Source organism: Serpentinimonas sp. SMBJO2, from assembly GCF_056341105.1.
Genome location: NZ_CP150628.1, coordinates 1,490,581 through 1,506,084, shown reverse-complemented (window position 1 = coordinate 1,506,084; position 15,504 = coordinate 1,490,581). Strand labels below are relative to the sequence as shown.

The following is a 15,504-nucleotide window of genomic DNA, read 5'->3' as shown; positions in this document are numbered from 1 at the left end:
CACACAAATAGGGCGCGCACAAACCCCGGGTAAACCCGAAGAAGTTGCATAGGGGGCTTGGGCTGCGGCAGCGCTAGGGTTCTTGCAGGCGCACGCTGCGCCGCCGGCGCTAGGGCGCAGGCTTGAGGTGCGCGTGCCCGTGCGTGTGCCCGTGATCGGGCTCCAAGCTCGCCGGCACCAGATGCAAGTGGCCGTGGCTGACGCCGGGCTGGGCAATCAGCGACTGCGCAAAAGCGCGCACCGCCGCCGTGGGGCCGCGCAAAATGGCGGTCTCGATGCAGTGCTGGTGATCGAGGTGGGCGTGTAGGGTGGCGACCGTGTACTCGTGGTGCGCGTGCTGCAGGTCGGTCAGGCGCGTGGACAACTGACGCCGGTGGTGGTCATAGACGTAGCTCATGACCGCCACACAAGGCTGTTCGGGGTGCTCGCGCAAGCGCGCGGCCCCTAGGTCGTGGCGCAGCAGGTCGCGAAAGGCCTCCGAGCGGTTGGCGTAGCCGCGCTCGAGCACCAAGGCGTCGAAGGCGTCGGCCAGCTCGTCGTCGAGCGACATGGTCAGGCGCTTCATGGTGGCCGCCCCGCGCCTCTCAACCCAGCGCGGCGATGCCGGCCTTGGCAATCTGCGCGTCTTCGGGCGACTTGACGCCGCTCACGCCCACCGCACCCAAACACTGCCCGTCTTTGAAGATCGGCACGCCGCCTTCGAGCATACCCTGCAGCGTGGGCGCGCTCAGAAACGAGGTGCGCCCTTGGTTGATCACGTCTTCGTAGGCCTTGCTCTCGCGCCGCCCCAGCGCAGCGGTGTGCGCTTTGGCTAGGGCGATTTGCGCCGAAATCGGCGGCGCGCCGTCGAGCCGCTGCAGCCACAAGGCGTGGCCGCCGTCGTCCACGATGGCGATGGTCACCGCCCAATGGTTTTTGTGGGCTTCGGCCTCGGCGGCGGCAGCCACGGCCTTGACGTCGGCCAGATCGAGTACGGGTTTGCTTTTCATGAACTTTCCTAGCAGTGGTGGACTCCATGCAAGACCTGCAGCCGGCGCTGGTTTTGCACCAAACCCGCATTATCGGCCCGCTGGCGCTAGAATCCACTGCAAACCTTATAGGAGTTTTGCCACATGAACCAACCCCAACCCGCCCACTCTTGGGGCCGCTTCGGTGCCCCCGTCGTATCGGCTGAGCAGCGCAACCGCGTGCTGCGCAACACCTACTGGCTGCTCGCCCTGAGCATGCTGCCCACGGTGCTGGGCGCATGGGTGGGCATGGCCACGGGCATCACTGCCCCGCTAGGCGGCATGACCGGTTTGGTGGTGTTCTTGGCCGGGGCCTTCGGCTTCATGTACGCGATCCACAAGACCAAGGATTCCGCCCTTGGCGTACCGCTGCTGCTGGCCTTCACTTTCTTCATGGGCCTGATGCTCTCGCGCCTGTTGGAGATGGTGCTGGACTTTCAGAACGGCACCAGCTTGGTGATGACGGCTTTTGCCGGTACCGCCGGCGTGTTTGTGGTCATGTCCAGCCTCTCGACCGTGATCAAGCGCGACCTCGAAGGCTTGGGCAAGTGGCTGTTCATGGGCGTGCTGGTGCTGATCGCTGGCATGGTGATCAACATTTTTGTCGGCAGCCCGATCTGGATGGCGGCCCTGAGCACCATGGCGATCGGCGTTTTCAGCGCGCTGTTGCTGGTGGACCTCAAGCGCATCGTCGATGGCGGCGAGACCAACTACATCATGGCCACCCTAGGCATTTACCTGAGCCTGTTCAACATCTTCCAAAGCCTGCTGATTTTGCTGGGCCTGATGGGCGGCGAGGAGTGATCTTCGGCACAGGGGGCGTGCGGGCTTGCTCCCGCCTGCCCTCTGCTTGCACCCAGACCGCACCGGCGGTGCGCCTCATGGGCAATCTCGGTGCAACTCGAATGATAAATTTAGGGGGCCTGTGCCCCCTTTTTTCTTGGCCTGTGCGCGGCATTTAGGCCGACAATGCGTTCCACCATGCCCATCCATCCTGCAATCTCACCCCTGCGCCGCTGGGGATGGCTCGCCGTCCTGTCCTCGCTTTTGCTGCTGAGCGGCTGCGAGATGCTGGGGCTTGAAACCCCCGGCATGGCCACGCAGCGCCAAGCCGCCGAGGCGCGCGCCGTAGGCGCTGCCTGCCGCCACGCGGTGCGCAGCATCGAAGACTGCTTTGCCTCCAACCCGCGCATGTCGAGGGCCGAGATATTTGAGGGTTGGCGCGAAATGGACCAGCACATGCGCGACAACGAAATCCCGGGCATGCCGCAACAACCTGCGGCAGCGCCGGCCAGCCCGACCGAGCAAATACTGCCCGTGACGCCAGCTGCGGCAGTGGCGCCGGCTCCCGCTGCGCCTCCGGCGGCTGCCCCACGCGCTCCGGGCACCCCGGCTGCAGTGGGCGCCGCTCCGGTTGCCCCGGCGCCTGTTGCTCCGGCTGCCACCCCACGCGCCCCGGCTGCCGCTGGTGCCGCCCCGGCTGCCCCGGCACCCTCGCCGGCACAGCGGCCTACAACACCAGGCACGCCCGGCGGGGCCACACCGGGTACGGTCGCCTTGCCGCCGCGCCCCGGGCTGACGACGCCCCCCGCGCCCGCTGCGCCCAACCCTGCAACGGCCCCTGCAGCACCGGCGCGCTAGGCGAGAATCTTGGTGGCGCCTCAGCCGCCAGCCACGCGCTCGAACACCGCCATGCTCTCCACGTGTGCGGTGTGGGCAAACATGTTCACCACCCCAACCGCCGTGCAGCGGTAGCCCGCTTGGTGCACCAGCAGGCCGGCGTCGCGCGCCAGCGTGGCCGGGTTGCAGCTCACATAAACGATGCGCTGCGGCGGGCGCCACTCGGGCGCGCCTGCGGCTGCGCCGTATGCGGCGGCGTCATTGGCCGCACCGGCGGCCTGCGCCTGCTGCCAGTCGGCCAGCGCCTTGACCAGTGCAAAGGCGCCCTCGCGCGGCGGGTCCACCAGCCATTTGTCGGCCACGCCGCAAGCGCACAGCTGCTGCAGCGTGAGCTCGAACAGGTTGCGCGCCTCGAAGCGGGTGGGGGCCAGCCCACCGCGCAGGCTTTGGTTCTCAGCCCAGTTGCTTTGGGCGCGCGCCACCAGCGCCGCGCTGCCCTCGATGCCCAGCACCTCGCGCGCTTGGGTGGCCAGCGGCAGGGTGAAGTTGCCCAAGCCGCAGAACCAGTCGATCACGCGCTCGTGCGCTTGCGGCGCCAGCAGGCGCACGGCACGCCCCACCAGCACGCGGTTGATGTGCGGGTTGACTTGGGTGAAATCGGTGGGCCTAAAAGGCATGCGCAGCCCGAACTCGGACAGGGCGTAGTCTAGGCGTGGCAGCTCGGCGGACTCATCCAGCAAATGCACGCTGTCGGGGCCCTTGGGCTGCAGCCACCACTGGATCGGGGCCTCGGGCGTGCTGTGGCTGAGCGCAAAGGCGCGCAAACGGGCGCAGTCGGCTGCGCTCAGGGGTTGCAGGTGGCGCAGCACCAGCGCCGTGAGCGCATCGCCCACCGCCAGCTCGATCTGCGGGCAGGTTTCGCGCGCGTCCATGGCCCCGAACAGCTCGCGCAAGGGCAGCAGCAGCGCGCTCACCTGCGGCGCCAGCACCGGGCAGACGCGCATATCGGCCACATAGCGGCTCTTGCGCTCGTGAAAGCCCACCAGCACCTGCGCTTTTTTGGCCACATAGCGCACCGACAGGCGGGCGCGGTAGCGGTAGCCCCAAGCCGGGCCGACGATCGCCGACAGCAGCGTTTCGGGTCGCACCTTGGCCAAGTGCCACAGGTTGTCTTCTAACACGCGCTGCTTCATCGCCACCTGCGCCCCGGGCTCTAGGTGCTGCATCTTGCAGCCCCCGCAGGCCCCGGCGTGCAAGCCAAAATGCGGGCAACGCGGTGGCACGCGCAGGGCCGATTCGCGGTGGATGGCGAGCAGATCGGCCTGCTCCCACTGGTTTTTGCTGCGCCGCGTGTGCGCGCTCACCCACTCGGTGGGCAAAGCGCCGTCGATGAACACCACCTTGCCATCGGGGCGCCGCGCCACGCCTTGGGCATCGAGGTCCATGGCATCGACGCGCAGCCAAGCGGAAACCGGCAGCGCGGTGGGCGCCGGCGCAACCGGCGCCGGGCGGGCAGCAGCTAGGGCAGCAGCCGGCTCGGCTTCGGGCTCGGTGCGATCGTGGGCGCTGACAAGATTTGAGTGGGCCGCTGGGGCCAGAGCGTGCGCCATCAACGCCGAGGCAGAAAAGCGGCCGGATCGACCGGACGACCTTGGCGCCGCACCTCAAAGTGCAGCTTGACCCGATCGGCGTCGCTGCTGCCCATGTCGGCGATGCGCTGCCCCTGGCGCACCATCTGGTCTTCGCGCACCAGCAGCGCCTGGTTGTGCGCGTAGGCGGTGAGGAAGGTGTTGTTGTGCTTGATGATGACCAGATTGCCGTAACCGCGCAGACCCGCGCCGGCATACACCACGCGGCCCGCCGCCGCCGCCAGCACCGGGTCGCCCGCGCGGCCAGCGATGCCGATGCCCTTGTTGCGGGATTCGTCAAAGGACTCGATCACTGGCCCGGCAGCGGGCCAGATCAGGCTGATGGTTTCCGCTGCTCCGGCGGCTGGCGCAGGGGACGCCGCCACCGGGGCCGCCTCGCCGGGTGCTGCGCGGGGCTGCTCTGGAGCAACAGGTTGGGCCGGGTCGGTGAGCGGTCGGCCTTGGACGCTGGGGGTGGCCACCGGCGCCGCCGTGGTGCCGGCTGCGCCAGGAGCAGGGGTGGCCCCGGCTGGCGCTGCAGAAACCGCCACGGGCGGCGCCACGCGCAGCACCTGCCCGACCTCGATCCGGTCTGGGTTGGTGATGCCGTTCCAAGCGGCGATGTCGCGCCAACTCTGCCCCGTTTCGAGGCCGATGCGGATCAAGGTGTCGCCAGGGCGCACCGTGTAAAAGCCGGGCAGCCCGGCGTTTTCGGCTCCGGGTGGCAACGGGGCCGCGGCCGCCCGCGCTGCGGGCTGCGGGCTGCGCTCGGTCACGGGAGCGCGTTGGGCCGTGGGTGCGGCGCAACCGGCCAGCACCAGCGCCAGCGCCGCCACACCGCCCCAAGCGACCACGCGCCCCAAGCCCGTGCCCGCCCGGCGCGTACCGTCCTGCCCAAACCCAGCGGACTCAACCCTTGCATTCATACCCGTACCTCATCAAAAGCCCAATCGGGCCGATGCACTCATCAGCCCACACCCGATTTTAGGGGGACAAAGCGCACCGCATCGAGCACCTGCCGGTTCCAACCCTGCGCCGTGCGCTCGATCAACACCAGATGCTGCTGGCCCGGGCTGAGTTCCGTGGGCGCCACCAAACGGCCACCGATGGCCAACTGCTCGAACCAAGCGCTGGGCAACTCGGGCCCCGCGGCGGCGACGATGATGCCCGCATAGGGGGCTCCAGCCGGGTACCCGGCCATGCCGTCGCCCAACAGCAGATGCAGGTTGGGCAGGCGCAGTTCGCGCAGGTTCTCGCGCGCGCGCTCGTGCAGGCTGCGCAGGCGCTCGATGCTATAGACCTCGTGGCACAGCAGGCTCAGCAGCGCCGCCTGGTAGCCGCAGCCGGTGCCCACTTCCAGCACCCGCCCCAGCGGCAGCGGCCGACCGGTGCACAGCAGCTCCAGCATGCGCGCCACGATGGTGGGCTGCGAGATCGTCTGCCCCAAGCCGATCGGCAGACTGATGTCTTCGTAGGCTTGCGAGGCCAGCGCCGTATCGACGAAGCGGTGCCGCGGCACGGTGGCCATGGCGCGCTCCACCGCCGGGTGCTGCAAACCTTGGGCCACCAAGCGGCGCACCAGCGCCAGCCGCACCGCTTCCGAATCGAGTCCGCCGCCTTGAGGGGCTGGCGCAGGCGCGGCGCCGTACTTGCCCGCACTGCCCGCACTGCCAGATTTGGCCGCCTGGGCACCCGCAGCGCTGCGGGCCGCAGGCTGGGGCGTCAGACCCGGAATCTGGGCCGGAAAAGCCGGGCGCGTGGCCGGGCGCGCCGCAGCGCCCGAAGCCGGGCCCTTGCCCGCACCCGGTCGAGAGCGGTTCATGGCTGCGCCGGCTCCGCGCCGGGCGCGGGCATGGCCAGCGGCTGCGCCGCCGGTGCCAGCGGTTGCGCCCGCGACCACTGCGCCACCGACTGACCCCAGTAAGCCAAGCGGGCGTGGTCGGTGAGGTCGATCTGCAGCGGCGTGACGGTGACGTAGCCGTGCTCGGCGGCATAAAAATCGGTGCCCTCGGCATCGTCCTTGGCCGGGCCGGCGCTGCCGATCCAGTACATGGTGTCGCCGCGCGGATTCACTTGGGTGATGACGCGCTCGGCCGCATGGCGCCGACCCAGCCGCGCCACCTTGAAGCCCCGCAACTCGCTCAAAGGCAGGCACGGCACGTTGACGTTGAGCAACCACGGCTCGGCCGGGTGCTGCGCGCCAGACTGCGCCTGTAACGAAGGCAGCAGGTGCCGCACCAGTTCCTGCGCCTTGGCGGCCGCCGCGTCGAGGTGGCGCCAGCCCTTTTCGGTCTGCGAAAAGGCAATCGCTGGCACGCCAAACAGGTAGCCCTCCATGGCCGCGCCCACAGTGCCCGAGTAGATCGTGTCGTCGCCCATGTTGGCGCCGTTGTTGATGCCCGAGACCACCAGATCGGGCGTGTAACCCAGCAAGCCGGTCAGGGCGATGTGCACGCAATCGGCCGGGGTGCCGTTGACGTAGCGAAAGCCGTTGGGCGCCCGGTGGATGTAGAGCGGCGAGTGCAGCGTGAGCGCGTTGGATTTGGCGCTGTTGTTGTGCTCGGGCGCCACCACCTCGACGCTGGCGACCTCGCACAGGGCCTCGTACAAGGCCACGATGCCCGCCGCTTGGTAGCCGTCGTCGTTGGACAGAAGAATCTTCATTGCGCTCGATTGTAGAACGTCACCGCCGCCGAAGCCGGTGCGTCAAAGCCGGCACTGGCGTCGCCCAAGTTAATGTGGAAGTGGAGGGTGTGCTACGAATATTTGCACACTTTTTGCAACGATTGCTTACAACTTTGATCTGCGTCAAAAACCTTTTCAACCTAGGGTTTATGCTGACCTCAGTCACTTTCCCAACCCCCCTAGGAGCGTTTGCCATGAAGATTCAGGTTATCGCCGCCGCCGTCGCGCTTGCCGTGAGCGGTTACGCCGCCGCCTCATCCAACACCCAAGCGCCGGTGCGCGTCGCTTCTGCCACCACGGGCGCGGCCGGAGCAACGGCTCCTGCGCGCGCGGCGGCCCCAGCCACCCCGGCTCGCGCCACGCCAGCGCGCGCCACCGTGCCGCCCATCCCCCCGGCGCCAGCGGCAGCCACCGACCCCTTCAGGCACCTCTACGCCCCCATCCGGCCGGCACCGAATGTCAACCTAGGCAAGGTCGAGCTGGGCAAAAAACTGTTCTTCGAGCCGCGTCTGTCCAAATCCGGCTTCATTTCGTGCAACTCGTGCCACAACGTCATGCGCGGTGGTGCCGACCACCTGCGCACCTCGGTCGGTGACCGCTGGCAGGAAGGCCCGATCAACTCGCCCACCGTGTTCAACTCGGCGCTCAACCTGGCCCAGTTCTGGGACGGTCGCGCCGCCACCCTGCGCGAACAGGCCGGCGGCCCGATTGCCAACCCGGGCGAAATGGCGTTCACGCACGAACTCGCCATCGACGTGCTCGAGTCCATTCCGGCCTACGTGCGCGAGTTCCGTCTGGTGTTTGGCCAAGAGGGCATCACCATGGACATGGTCACGGCTGCACTGGCCGAGTTCCAGACCACCCTGATGACCCCGAACTCGCGCTTTGACCAGTGGCTGCTGGGCGACACCACCGCGCTCAACGCCAACGAGCTCAACGGCTACCGCCTGTTCAACGAAGTCGGCTGCGTCGCCTGCCACAACGGCCCGAACCTGGGCGGCAACGCGTTTCAGAAAATGGGCGTGGTCGAGCCCTACCACAGCCGCGCCGATGCCAGCGTCATCGGCCGCGCTGCGGTGACTGGGCTGGACGCCGACCGCTTCAACTTCAAGGTGCCCACCTTGCGCAACGTGGACATGACCTACCCCTACTTCCACGACGGCGGGGCCGACACCCTGACCCAGGCCGTGGACGTGATGGGCCGCCTGCAACTGGGTCGGCGCTTTACCGACCGCGAGAACGCCGACATCGTCGCCTTCCTCAAAACCCTCACCGGCGAGCAGCCGCGCATCGCCCTGCCGCATCTGCCGCCTTCGAGCGACGCCACCCCGCGGCCGCGTCCGTTCGCGCGCGACCGCTGAGGCGCCCTGCCGCCGCGCAGCCCCCGCTGGGGGCTGTGAGCGGCTTGGCCTCGAGTGTCTGCACCCGACACGCACACACCGCCACCCCACCGTGGCGGTATTTTTATGCCCAAAAATCAGGGTATGCCCGCAGCAGCGGCCCCTGAGTCGCACAAACGACGGCCATCCAGGCCCCACGCCGCCTACAATGGCGCACCCTCGGATCTGACAGTTTGCCGTAAGTTCAGGCACGCGCCCGTGCCGCCTTCAATCACCGCCATACCGCATGAAAACCCCCGCATCGCTACTGGAACAACACGGCCCACGCGAGGCCATGGAATACGACGTGGTCGTGGTCGGCGGCGGCCCGGCCGGGCTGGCCTGCGCCATCCGCCTCAAGCAGTTGGCGGCCGAAAAAGGGGCCGAGCTGAGCATCTGCGTGCTGGAAAAAGGCTCGGAGCCGGGCGCGCACATCCTGTCCGGCGCGGTGATGGACCCGCGCGCCCTGAGCGAGCTGCTGCCCGACTGGAAGGAACGCGGCGCGCCCTTGCACCAGCGCGTGAGCGGCGACGACGTGCTTTTTTTGAAAGAGAAATCGGCCACCCGCACGCCGGACTGGCTGGTGCCGCGCAATTTTCACAACCACGGCTGCTACGTGATCAGCCTCGGGGCGGTGTGCAAGTGGCTGGGCGAGCAGGCCGAAGCGCTGGGCGTGGAGATTTTTCCCGGCTTTGCCGCAGCCGAGGTGCTGTACACCGAATCCGGCGCGGTCAAGGGCGTGGCCACCGGCCACCTGGGCTTGGGCAAGGACGGGCAACCGGGGCCCGACTTCCAGCTCGGCATGGAGTTGCACGCCAAATACACCGTCTTTGCCGAGGGCGCACGCGGCCACTTGGGCAAGCAGTTGATCGAGCGCTTTGCGCTCGATGCAGGCAAAGACCCGCAAGCCTACGGCATCGGCATCAAGGAGCTGTGGGAAATCCCGCCTGAGCAGGCCAAGCCGGGCCTGGTGGTGCACACCGCCGGCTGGCCACTGGACAGCCGCACCTACGGCGGCGGCTTTTTGTACCACCTCGAGGGCAACCGGGTCACGCTCGGCTTCGTGGTCGGGCTCGATTACGCCAACCCCTGGCTGAGCCCGTTCGAAGAAATGCAGCGCTGGAAGACCCACCCCAGCATCTGCGCCCACATTCAGGGTGGCAAGCGCATCGGTTACGGCGCGCGCGCCATCACCGCCGGCGGCCTGCTGAGCCTGCCCAAAACCGTGTTTCCCGGCGGCGCGCTGGTGGGCTGCGAAGCCGGCTACCTGAACGCCGCCCGCATCAAGGGCAGCCACGCGGCCATCAAAAGCGGCATGATGTGCGCCGAAGCCGCTTTTGAGGCGGTGCAAGCCGGCCGCAGTGGCGACGAACTCAGCGCCTACCCGGCCGCGTTCGCGCAAAGCTGGCTCCACCAGGAGCTGGACCAGGCGCGCAACTTCAAATCCTGGTTCAAAAAAGGCAACACCGTGGGCGCGCTCATGACCGGTGTCGAGCACTGGTTTTTGCCCAAGATCGGCCTCAAGCGCCCGCCGTGGACGGTGCACCGCCACGCCCCCGACCACAGCTTGCTGCGCCCGGCCGCCGAGTGCGCGCGCATCGACTACCCCAAACCCGACGGCAAGCTCACCTTCGACCGCCTCTCCAGCGTCTTTGTGAGCAACACCAACCACAACGAGCACCAGCCGGCGCACCTGACGCTGCGCGACGCCACCGTGCCGGTGCAGGTCAATCTGGCGCGCTACGCCGGCCCCGAGAGCCGCTACTGCCCGGCCGGGGTGTACGAGTTCGTTGCGGCCGAGGGCGGCGGCGAGCGCCTGCAGATCAACGCCCAGAACTGCGTCCACTGCAAGACCTGCGACATCAAGGACCCGACGCAAAACATCGTCTGGGTCACGCCCGAAGGCGGCGGCGGGCCCAATTACGCGGGCATGTAACCCCCTGAGGCCCTCACGAGGGCTTCAAAATTCTGTGTTAGGGTACACGGCGGCCACGGTCTGGATGGCCCGGCTTCAAACCTGGGAACCCGAACCGGGCGCATTGGATCAACCCCCGCAGCTGTTTTGCAACCCTCAGGAGTCAACATGGACCTCTCTAAAATTCTGGACAAGGCCTATCATGGCCTGCCCATGTCCGAAGTCGCCGAAGCCCCGGTCGATGCGCTGTATGGCGTCTCGGTCGCCGACGCAGAAAAACTCAAAGCGGCCTTTGGCATCAAGACCGTGCGCGATCTGGCCACGAACAAGTACTTCCTCGCGGCGCAGGCCATCGTCGACGAGGCCGACGACCTCGAGGAGGATTGAGGCGACTGTTGGATTGCCCACCCAGCGCCCAGGCCGAAGGCCTCATGGGCGGCTTGGCTGGGTGCAGCGTTTGCGGGAGCGCCATCCGGACAGTGGCCCGTGCCCGCTGGCTGCGACTGCTTTCTGCGCTACAGTCATGCGCCATGAGTGCACCCCAACCCACCCCAGACACCCCATCCGCCTGGGCTGCTTCGCCCCCTGGTGACCCCGCCACAGCCGCAGTCCCTTCAGCCCCCGCCCTGCAACGCACCCCACTGCACGCGCTGCACCAAGAGTTGAATGCGCGCCTGGTGCCCTTTGCCGGCTACGAGCTGCCGGTGCAGTACCAAGGCAGCGGCCTCGGGCTGCTGGCCGAGCACCTGCACACCCGCGCCCACGCCAGCCTGTTCGACGTCTCGCACATGGGGCAGGTGCGCCTCAGCGGCCCCGACGCCGCGGCTGCGCTCGAAACCCTGCTGCCCATGGACGTGCTCGGCCTCGGGCTGAACCAGCAACGCTACGGTCTGCTGCTGGCCGACGACGGCGGCATCCTCGACGACCTGATGTTCGTGAATCGCGGCGACCACCTGTGGCTGGTGCTCAATGGGGCCTGCAAGGCCGCCGATCTGGCCTACCTGCAAGCGCGCCTGGGCCAGCGCTGCGCCATCGACGTCCTGCCCGAGCAGGCGCTGCTGGCGCTGCAGGGCCCGCTGGCCGCCACGGCTTTGCAACGGCTGCTGCCGGGGACTGAAAAGCTGGTGTTCATGCAAGGCGCGGCGCTGCATTGGCAGGGCCATGCGCTCTATGCCACGCGCAGCGGCTACAGCGGCGAAGACGGGTTCGAGATCTCGCTGCCCGCAGCCGCTGCCGCCGCCTTGGCGCGCGCGCTGCTGGCGCAACCCGAAGTCAAGCCGGCGGGCTTGGGGGCGCGCAATTCGCTGCGCCTCGAAGCCGGGCTGTGCCTGTATGGGCAAGACCTCGATGCCGGCACCACCCCGGCCGAGGCGGCACTGGGCTGGGCGATCCAGAAAGTGCGGCGCAGCGGCGGCGCGCGTGCCGGCGGCTTTGCCGGCGCCGAGCGCGTGCTGGCCGAGCTCGAAGGCCGCCAGCCGCTGGCGCGCCGGCGCGTCGCGCTGCTGGCCAGCGAGCGCGTGCCGGTGCGCGAACCCGCGCCCCTGCAAGACGCCGCCAGCGGCCAAACCATCGGCCAAGTGAGCAGCGGGCTGCTCAGCCCGAGCCTGAACCAGCCGATTGCCATGGGCTACGTGCCGCCCGAATACGCCGCCGTCGGCAGCCAGCTGCACGCTGTGGTGCGTGGCAAAACCGTGCCCATGACGGTCAGCGCCCTGCCCTTCGTGCCCACACGCTACCATCGCGGCTGAAATCGCCGCTGAACTTTCGTTCGTCCCCACCCGGGTCTGCGCGACCCAACCCCCACCCCCGAATGGAGCACCCCCCATGAGCTTGAAATACACCCCCGATCACGAATGGCTGCGCCTCGATGGCGACTGCGCCACCGTCGGCATCACCGCCCACGCCCAGGACGCGCTGGGCAATGTGGTGTTTGTGGAGCTGCCCGAAGTCGGCGCGCAGTTGGAGCAAAAAGCGGTCGCTGGCGTGGTCGAGTCGGTCAAGGCCGCCGCCGACCTCTACATGCCGGTGAGTGGCACCGTGCTCGAAGTCAACGAAGCGCTGCGCGCCGACCCGGCCCTGGCCAACACCGACCCAATGGGCGCGGGCTGGTTTTTCAAGCTGCGCCTGAGCCAACCGGCCGAGCTCGACGCCCTACTCGACGAAGCCGCCTACGGCCAGCTGACCCAGTAAACACCACCCCAACCCGCAGCCGCACCGCCCCATCCCCCTGCCCGCCCGCGATGACCCACCCTGTCCTACCCAGCTTGAGCGAGCTCGAGCAGCCGACCGAATTCCACGCCCGCCACATCGGCCTGAGCGCCGCCGATGAGGCGCAGATGCTCGCTTGCATCGGTGCGGATTCGCGCCGCGCCCTGATCGGCGCCATCGTGCCGCCTGGCATCGTGCGCGCCGAGCCCATGCAGCTGCCGCCGGCCGTGGGCGAGGCCGCGGCGCTGGCCGAGCTCAAGGCCATCGCGCAGCAAAACCAGGTGCTGCGCAGCTTCATTGGTCAGGGCTACCACGGCACCCACACGCCGGGCGTGATTCTGCGCAACATCCTCGAAAACCCGGCCTGGTACACCGCCTACACCCCCTATCAGGCCGAGATTTCGCAGGGCCGCATGGAGGCGCTGCTCAACTTCCAGACCCTGGTCTGCGACCTCACGGCGATGGACATCGCCAACGCCTCGATGCTCGACGAAGCCACGGCCGCCGCCGAAGCCATGACGCTGGCCAAGCGCTCGGTCAAGGCCAGCGGGCACACGATTTTGGTCAGCGCCGACTGCCACCCGCAAACCATCGAGGTGCTGCAGACCCGCGCCGCACCGCTGGGCCTGGTGGTGCAACTGGTGCATTCCGAGCCCGAGTGGCTGGCCGCGCTGCAGCAAGACGACTACTTTGCCGCCCTGAATCAATACCCCAGCAGCAGCGGTTGGCTGGCCGACTGGCAGGCCAGCGCCGACCTGATCCACGCCAAGGGCGCGGCGCTGCTGCTGGCCACCGACCTGCTGGCGCTGGCCGTGCTCAAGGCCCCGGGCGAGATGGGGGCCGACATCGTGTTTGGCAGCAGCCAGCGCTTGGGCATGCCGATGGGCGCGGGCGGCCCGCACGCCGCCTATCTGGCCTGCCGCGAGCCCTTCAAGCGCTCGCTGCCCGGCCGCTTGGTGGGAGTGAGTGTGGATGCCCACGGCCACCGCACCTACCGGCTGGCGCTGCAGACGCGTGAGCAGCACATCCGGCGCGAAAAAGCCACCTCGAACATCTGCACCGCCCAGGTGCTGCCGGCCGTCGTCGCCAGCATGTACGCGGTCTATCACGGCCCGCAGGGCCTGCGCCGCATCGCCGAGCGCGTGGCGCGCTACACCGCCATCCTGGCCGCTGGGCTCGAGCAACTCGGGGCGCGCCTGGTGCACCACAGCGCCTTCGATACCGTCACACTCGACCTGGGCAGCGCCGCAGCCGCCGAGCAACTGCACCAGCGCGCCGTGGCCGCCGGCATCAACCTGCGCCGCTACGTGGGCGAGCGCGCCGCCTGGGTGGGCATCAGCCTCGACGAAACCTGCACCCGCGCCGATTTGCACCAGCTCTGGGCCTTGCTGGCCGACGGCGCGCACGCGCTCACCTGCCTGGGTGCGCTGGAACACGATACCACGGCGCGCATTCCGCCCGCGCTGCGCCGGCGCAGCGCCATCCTCACGCACCCGGTGTTCAACCGCCACCACAGCGAAACCGCGATGCTGCGCTACATCCGCTCGCTGTCGGATCGCGATCTGGCACTGGACCGCAGCATGATCCCGCTGGGCTCGTGCACCATGAAGCTCAACGCCACCAGCGAGATGATCCCCATCACCTGGCCCGAGTTTGCCCAACTGCACCCCTACGCCCCGGCGGCGCAGATGCAGGGCTACCGGCTGCTCGACGAGCAACTGCGGCACTGGCTGTGCCAAGCCACCGGCTACGCGGGCATCAGCTTGCAGCCCAACGCCGGCTCGCAAGGCGAATACGCCGGCCTGTTGGCGATCCGCGCCTGGCAGGCCGCGAACGGACAGGGCCAGCGCGACATCTGCCTGATTCCGCAGTCGGCGCACGGCACCAACCCGGCCACGGCGCAGATGGTGGGGCTGCAAGTGGTGGTGACGCGCTGCGACGCCGCCGGCAATGTGGACATGGCCGATCTGCAAGCCAAGTGCGAGCAATACAGCGCGCGGCTGGCGTGCGTGATGATCACCTACCCCAGCACCCACGGCGTGTTCGAGACCTCGGTGCGTGAGCTGTGCGCGCTGGTGCACCGCCACGGCGGCCGGGTGTACATCGACGGCGCCAACCTGAACGCGCTGGTGGGCCTGGCGGCGCCGGGCGAGTTCGGTGGCGACGTGAGCCACCTGAACCTGCACAAGACCTTCTGCATCCCGCACGGCGGCGGCGGCCCCGGCGTCGGCCCGGTGTGCGTGGTGCCCGATCTGCTGCCCTACCTGCCCGGCCACGCCAGCGCCGCCGCCGTCGGCGCCTACACCGGCAGCGCGGCTGCGCAGCAGCCAAGCGTGGGGGCCATCTCCTCGCCAGCGCCGGGCCGCCCCAAGCTGGCGAGCGCCCCCTCGGGGGGCAGCGCGGCTGCGCAGCAGCCAAGCGTGGGGGCCATCTCCTCTGCGCCCTTGGGCAACGCTGCGGTGTTGCCGATCTCGTGGATGTACATCCGCATGATGGGCGCCGACGGCCTGCGCGCCGCCACCGAGAGCGCCATCCTGAGCGCCAACTACATCAGCCGCCGCCTGGCCCCCCACTACCCCACCCTGTACGCCAGCGACAGCGGCCACGTGGCGCACGAGTGCATCCTGGACTTGCGCCACTTCAAGGAAAGCTGCGGCGTGATGGCCGAAGACGTGGCCAAGCGCCTGATCGACTACGGCTTTCATGCGCCCACGCTGAGCTTTCCGGTGGCCAACACGCTCATGGTCGAGCCCACCGAGAGCGAGCCGCTGGCCGAAATCGAGCGCTTCATCGCCGCCATGATCGCCATCCGGGCCGAAATCGCCCAGATCGAATCCGGCCACTGGCCGCGCGACGACAACCCGCTCAAGAACGCCCCGCACTGCGCCGCGCAACTCACGCGCAGCGACTGGCCGCACCCCTACCCGCGCGAAGTCGGCGCCGCCTTGCACGGCAGCGCCTTGGCCGGCAAGTACTGGCCCCCGGTCGGGCGCGTGGACAACGTCTATGGCGACCGCAACCTGTTCTGCACCTGCCCGCCGCTGGAAGAGGTGCAATGATGG

The 15,504-nt window shown here is 68.6% G+C and carries 14 protein-coding genes; 8 read left to right on the top strand and 6 right to left on the bottom strand.

Annotated elements, in window-relative coordinates:
• Positions 1-109 precede the first annotated feature (109 nt).
• Positions 110-565, bottom strand: a complete 456-nt coding sequence (nikR, locus tag AAAZ40_RS06995) for a nickel-responsive transcriptional regulator NikR (protein WP_476659691.1) — start codon at positions 563-565, stop codon at positions 110-112.
• Between the two features lie 19 nt (positions 566-584).
• A complete protein-coding gene (locus AAAZ40_RS06990; RefSeq protein ID WP_476659690.1) occupies positions 585-989 on the bottom strand; it encodes a GlcG/HbpS family heme-binding protein in 405 nt (134 codons plus the stop codon).
• Positions 990-1,112: 123 nt separating this feature from the next.
• Between AAAZ40_RS06990 and AAAZ40_RS06985 the strand changes: the two genes are divergently transcribed.
• A complete protein-coding gene (locus AAAZ40_RS06985) occupies positions 1,113-1,811 on the top strand; it encodes a Bax inhibitor-1 family protein (RefSeq protein ID WP_476659689.1) in 699 nt (232 codons plus the stop codon).
• 177 nt (positions 1,812-1,988) lie between these two features.
• Positions 1,989-2,648 carry a hypothetical protein gene (locus AAAZ40_RS06980; protein WP_476659688.1) on the top strand — a complete coding sequence of 220 codons (660 nt, stop codon included), beginning with the start codon at positions 1,989-1,991 and terminating at the stop codon, positions 2,646-2,648.
• A gap of 20 nt (positions 2,649-2,668) precedes the next feature.
• On the opposite strand, the gene rlmD is transcribed toward AAAZ40_RS06980, so the two are convergent.
• The 4 genes from rlmD to surE are packed head-to-tail and all read right to left on the bottom strand — an operon-like array spanning position 2,669 to position 6,919.
• Positions 2,669-4,237: a 23S rRNA (uracil(1939)-C(5))-methyltransferase RlmD gene (gene rlmD, locus AAAZ40_RS06975; protein WP_476659687.1), complete on the bottom strand. Its 1,569-nt coding sequence runs from the start codon at positions 4,235-4,237 to the stop codon at positions 2,669-2,671.
• Entirely contained in the window at positions 4,237-5,181 is a 945-nt protein-coding gene (locus AAAZ40_RS06970) for a peptidoglycan DD-metalloendopeptidase family protein (protein WP_476659686.1), read from the bottom strand. The genes rlmD and AAAZ40_RS06970 overlap by 1 nt, the downstream gene beginning before the upstream one ends.
• 41 nt (positions 5,182-5,222) lie before the next feature.
• Positions 5,223-6,077, bottom strand: a complete 855-nt coding sequence (locus AAAZ40_RS06965) for a protein-L-isoaspartate(D-aspartate) O-methyltransferase (protein WP_476659685.1) — start codon at positions 6,075-6,077, stop codon at positions 5,223-5,225.
• Positions 6,074-6,919: a 5'/3'-nucleotidase SurE gene (gene surE, locus AAAZ40_RS06960; RefSeq protein WP_476659684.1), complete on the bottom strand. Its 846-nt coding sequence runs from the start codon at positions 6,917-6,919 to the stop codon at positions 6,074-6,076. The genes AAAZ40_RS06965 and surE overlap by 4 nt, the downstream gene beginning before the upstream one ends.
• 215 nt (positions 6,920-7,134) lie before the next feature.
• Here surE and AAAZ40_RS06955 point away from each other — a divergent pair, with 215 nt between their 5' ends.
• The 6 genes from AAAZ40_RS06955 to gcvP all read left to right on the top strand — a co-directional run bounded on the left by AAAZ40_RS06955 (position 7,135) and on the right by gcvP (position 15,501).
• The gene (locus AAAZ40_RS06955; protein ID WP_476659683.1) at positions 7,135-8,301 is read left to right on the top strand and encodes a cytochrome-c peroxidase; all 1,167 of its coding nucleotides are present in this window, start codon (positions 7,135-7,137) and stop codon (positions 8,299-8,301) included.
• 265 nt (positions 8,302-8,566) lie between these two features.
• Entirely contained in the window at positions 8,567-10,255 is a 1,689-nt protein-coding gene (locus AAAZ40_RS06950) for an electron transfer flavoprotein-ubiquinone oxidoreductase (RefSeq protein WP_476659682.1), read from the top strand.
• A 147-nt stretch (positions 10,256-10,402) separates the two neighbouring features.
• Positions 10,403-10,621, top strand: coding sequence for a hypothetical protein (locus tag AAAZ40_RS06945; RefSeq protein ID WP_476659681.1), 219 nt, complete (start codon positions 10,403-10,405; stop codon positions 10,619-10,621).
• A gap of 143 nt (positions 10,622-10,764) precedes the next feature.
• The gene (gene gcvT / locus AAAZ40_RS06940) at positions 10,765-11,982 is read left to right on the top strand and encodes a glycine cleavage system aminomethyltransferase GcvT (protein WP_476659680.1); all 1,218 of its coding nucleotides are present in this window, start codon (positions 10,765-10,767) and stop codon (positions 11,980-11,982) included.
• A 76-nt stretch (positions 11,983-12,058) separates the two neighbouring features.
• Complete coding sequence (gene gcvH / locus AAAZ40_RS06935) at positions 12,059-12,424, top strand: glycine cleavage system protein GcvH (protein WP_476659679.1); 366 nt, start codon at positions 12,059-12,061, stop codon at positions 12,422-12,424.
• A 50-nt stretch (positions 12,425-12,474) separates the two neighbouring features.
• Positions 12,475-15,501, top strand: a complete 3,027-nt coding sequence (gcvP, locus tag AAAZ40_RS06930; RefSeq protein WP_476659678.1) for an aminomethyl-transferring glycine dehydrogenase — start codon at positions 12,475-12,477, stop codon at positions 15,499-15,501.
• Positions 15,502-15,504: the final 3 nt, after the last annotated feature.

Bases quoted from the DNA above. Each gene is read 5' to 3' on its own strand.
- gcvH (WP_476659679.1), top strand. From the start codon at position 12,059: ATGAGCTTGAAATACACCCCCGATCACGAATGGCTGCGCCTCGATGGC.
- gcvP (WP_476659678.1), top strand. From the start codon at position 12,475: ATGACCCACCCTGTCCTACCCAGCTTGAGCGAGCTCGAGCAGCCGACC.
- surE (WP_476659684.1), bottom strand. From the start codon at position 6,919: ATGAAGATTCTTCTGTCCAACGACGACGGCTACCAAGCGGCGGGCATC.
- rlmD (WP_476659687.1), bottom strand. From the start codon at position 4,237: ATGGCGCACGCTCTGGCCCCAGCGGCCCACTCAAATCTTGTCAGCGCC.
- AAAZ40_RS06945 (WP_476659681.1), top strand. From the start codon at position 10,403: ATGGACCTCTCTAAAATTCTGGACAAGGCCTATCATGGCCTGCCCATG.
- AAAZ40_RS06950 (WP_476659682.1), top strand. From the start codon at position 8,567: ATGAAAACCCCCGCATCGCTACTGGAACAACACGGCCCACGCGAGGCC.
- AAAZ40_RS06985 (WP_476659689.1), top strand. From the start codon at position 1,113: ATGAACCAACCCCAACCCGCCCACTCTTGGGGCCGCTTCGGTGCCCCC.
- AAAZ40_RS06970 (WP_476659686.1), bottom strand. From the start codon at position 5,181: ATGAATGCAAGGGTTGAGTCCGCTGGGTTTGGGCAGGACGGTACGCGC.
- AAAZ40_RS06980 (WP_476659688.1), top strand. From the start codon at position 1,989: ATGCCCATCCATCCTGCAATCTCACCCCTGCGCCGCTGGGGATGGCTC.
- AAAZ40_RS06955 (WP_476659683.1), top strand. From the start codon at position 7,135: ATGAAGATTCAGGTTATCGCCGCCGCCGTCGCGCTTGCCGTGAGCGGT.
- gcvT (WP_476659680.1), top strand. From the start codon at position 10,765: ATGAGTGCACCCCAACCCACCCCAGACACCCCATCCGCCTGGGCTGCT.
- AAAZ40_RS06990 (WP_476659690.1), bottom strand. From the start codon at position 989: ATGAAAAGCAAACCCGTACTCGATCTGGCCGACGTCAAGGCCGTGGCT.
- nikR (WP_476659691.1), bottom strand. From the start codon at position 565: ATGAAGCGCCTGACCATGTCGCTCGACGACGAGCTGGCCGACGCCTTC.
- AAAZ40_RS06965 (WP_476659685.1), bottom strand. From the start codon at position 6,077: ATGAACCGCTCTCGACCGGGTGCGGGCAAGGGCCCGGCTTCGGGCGCT.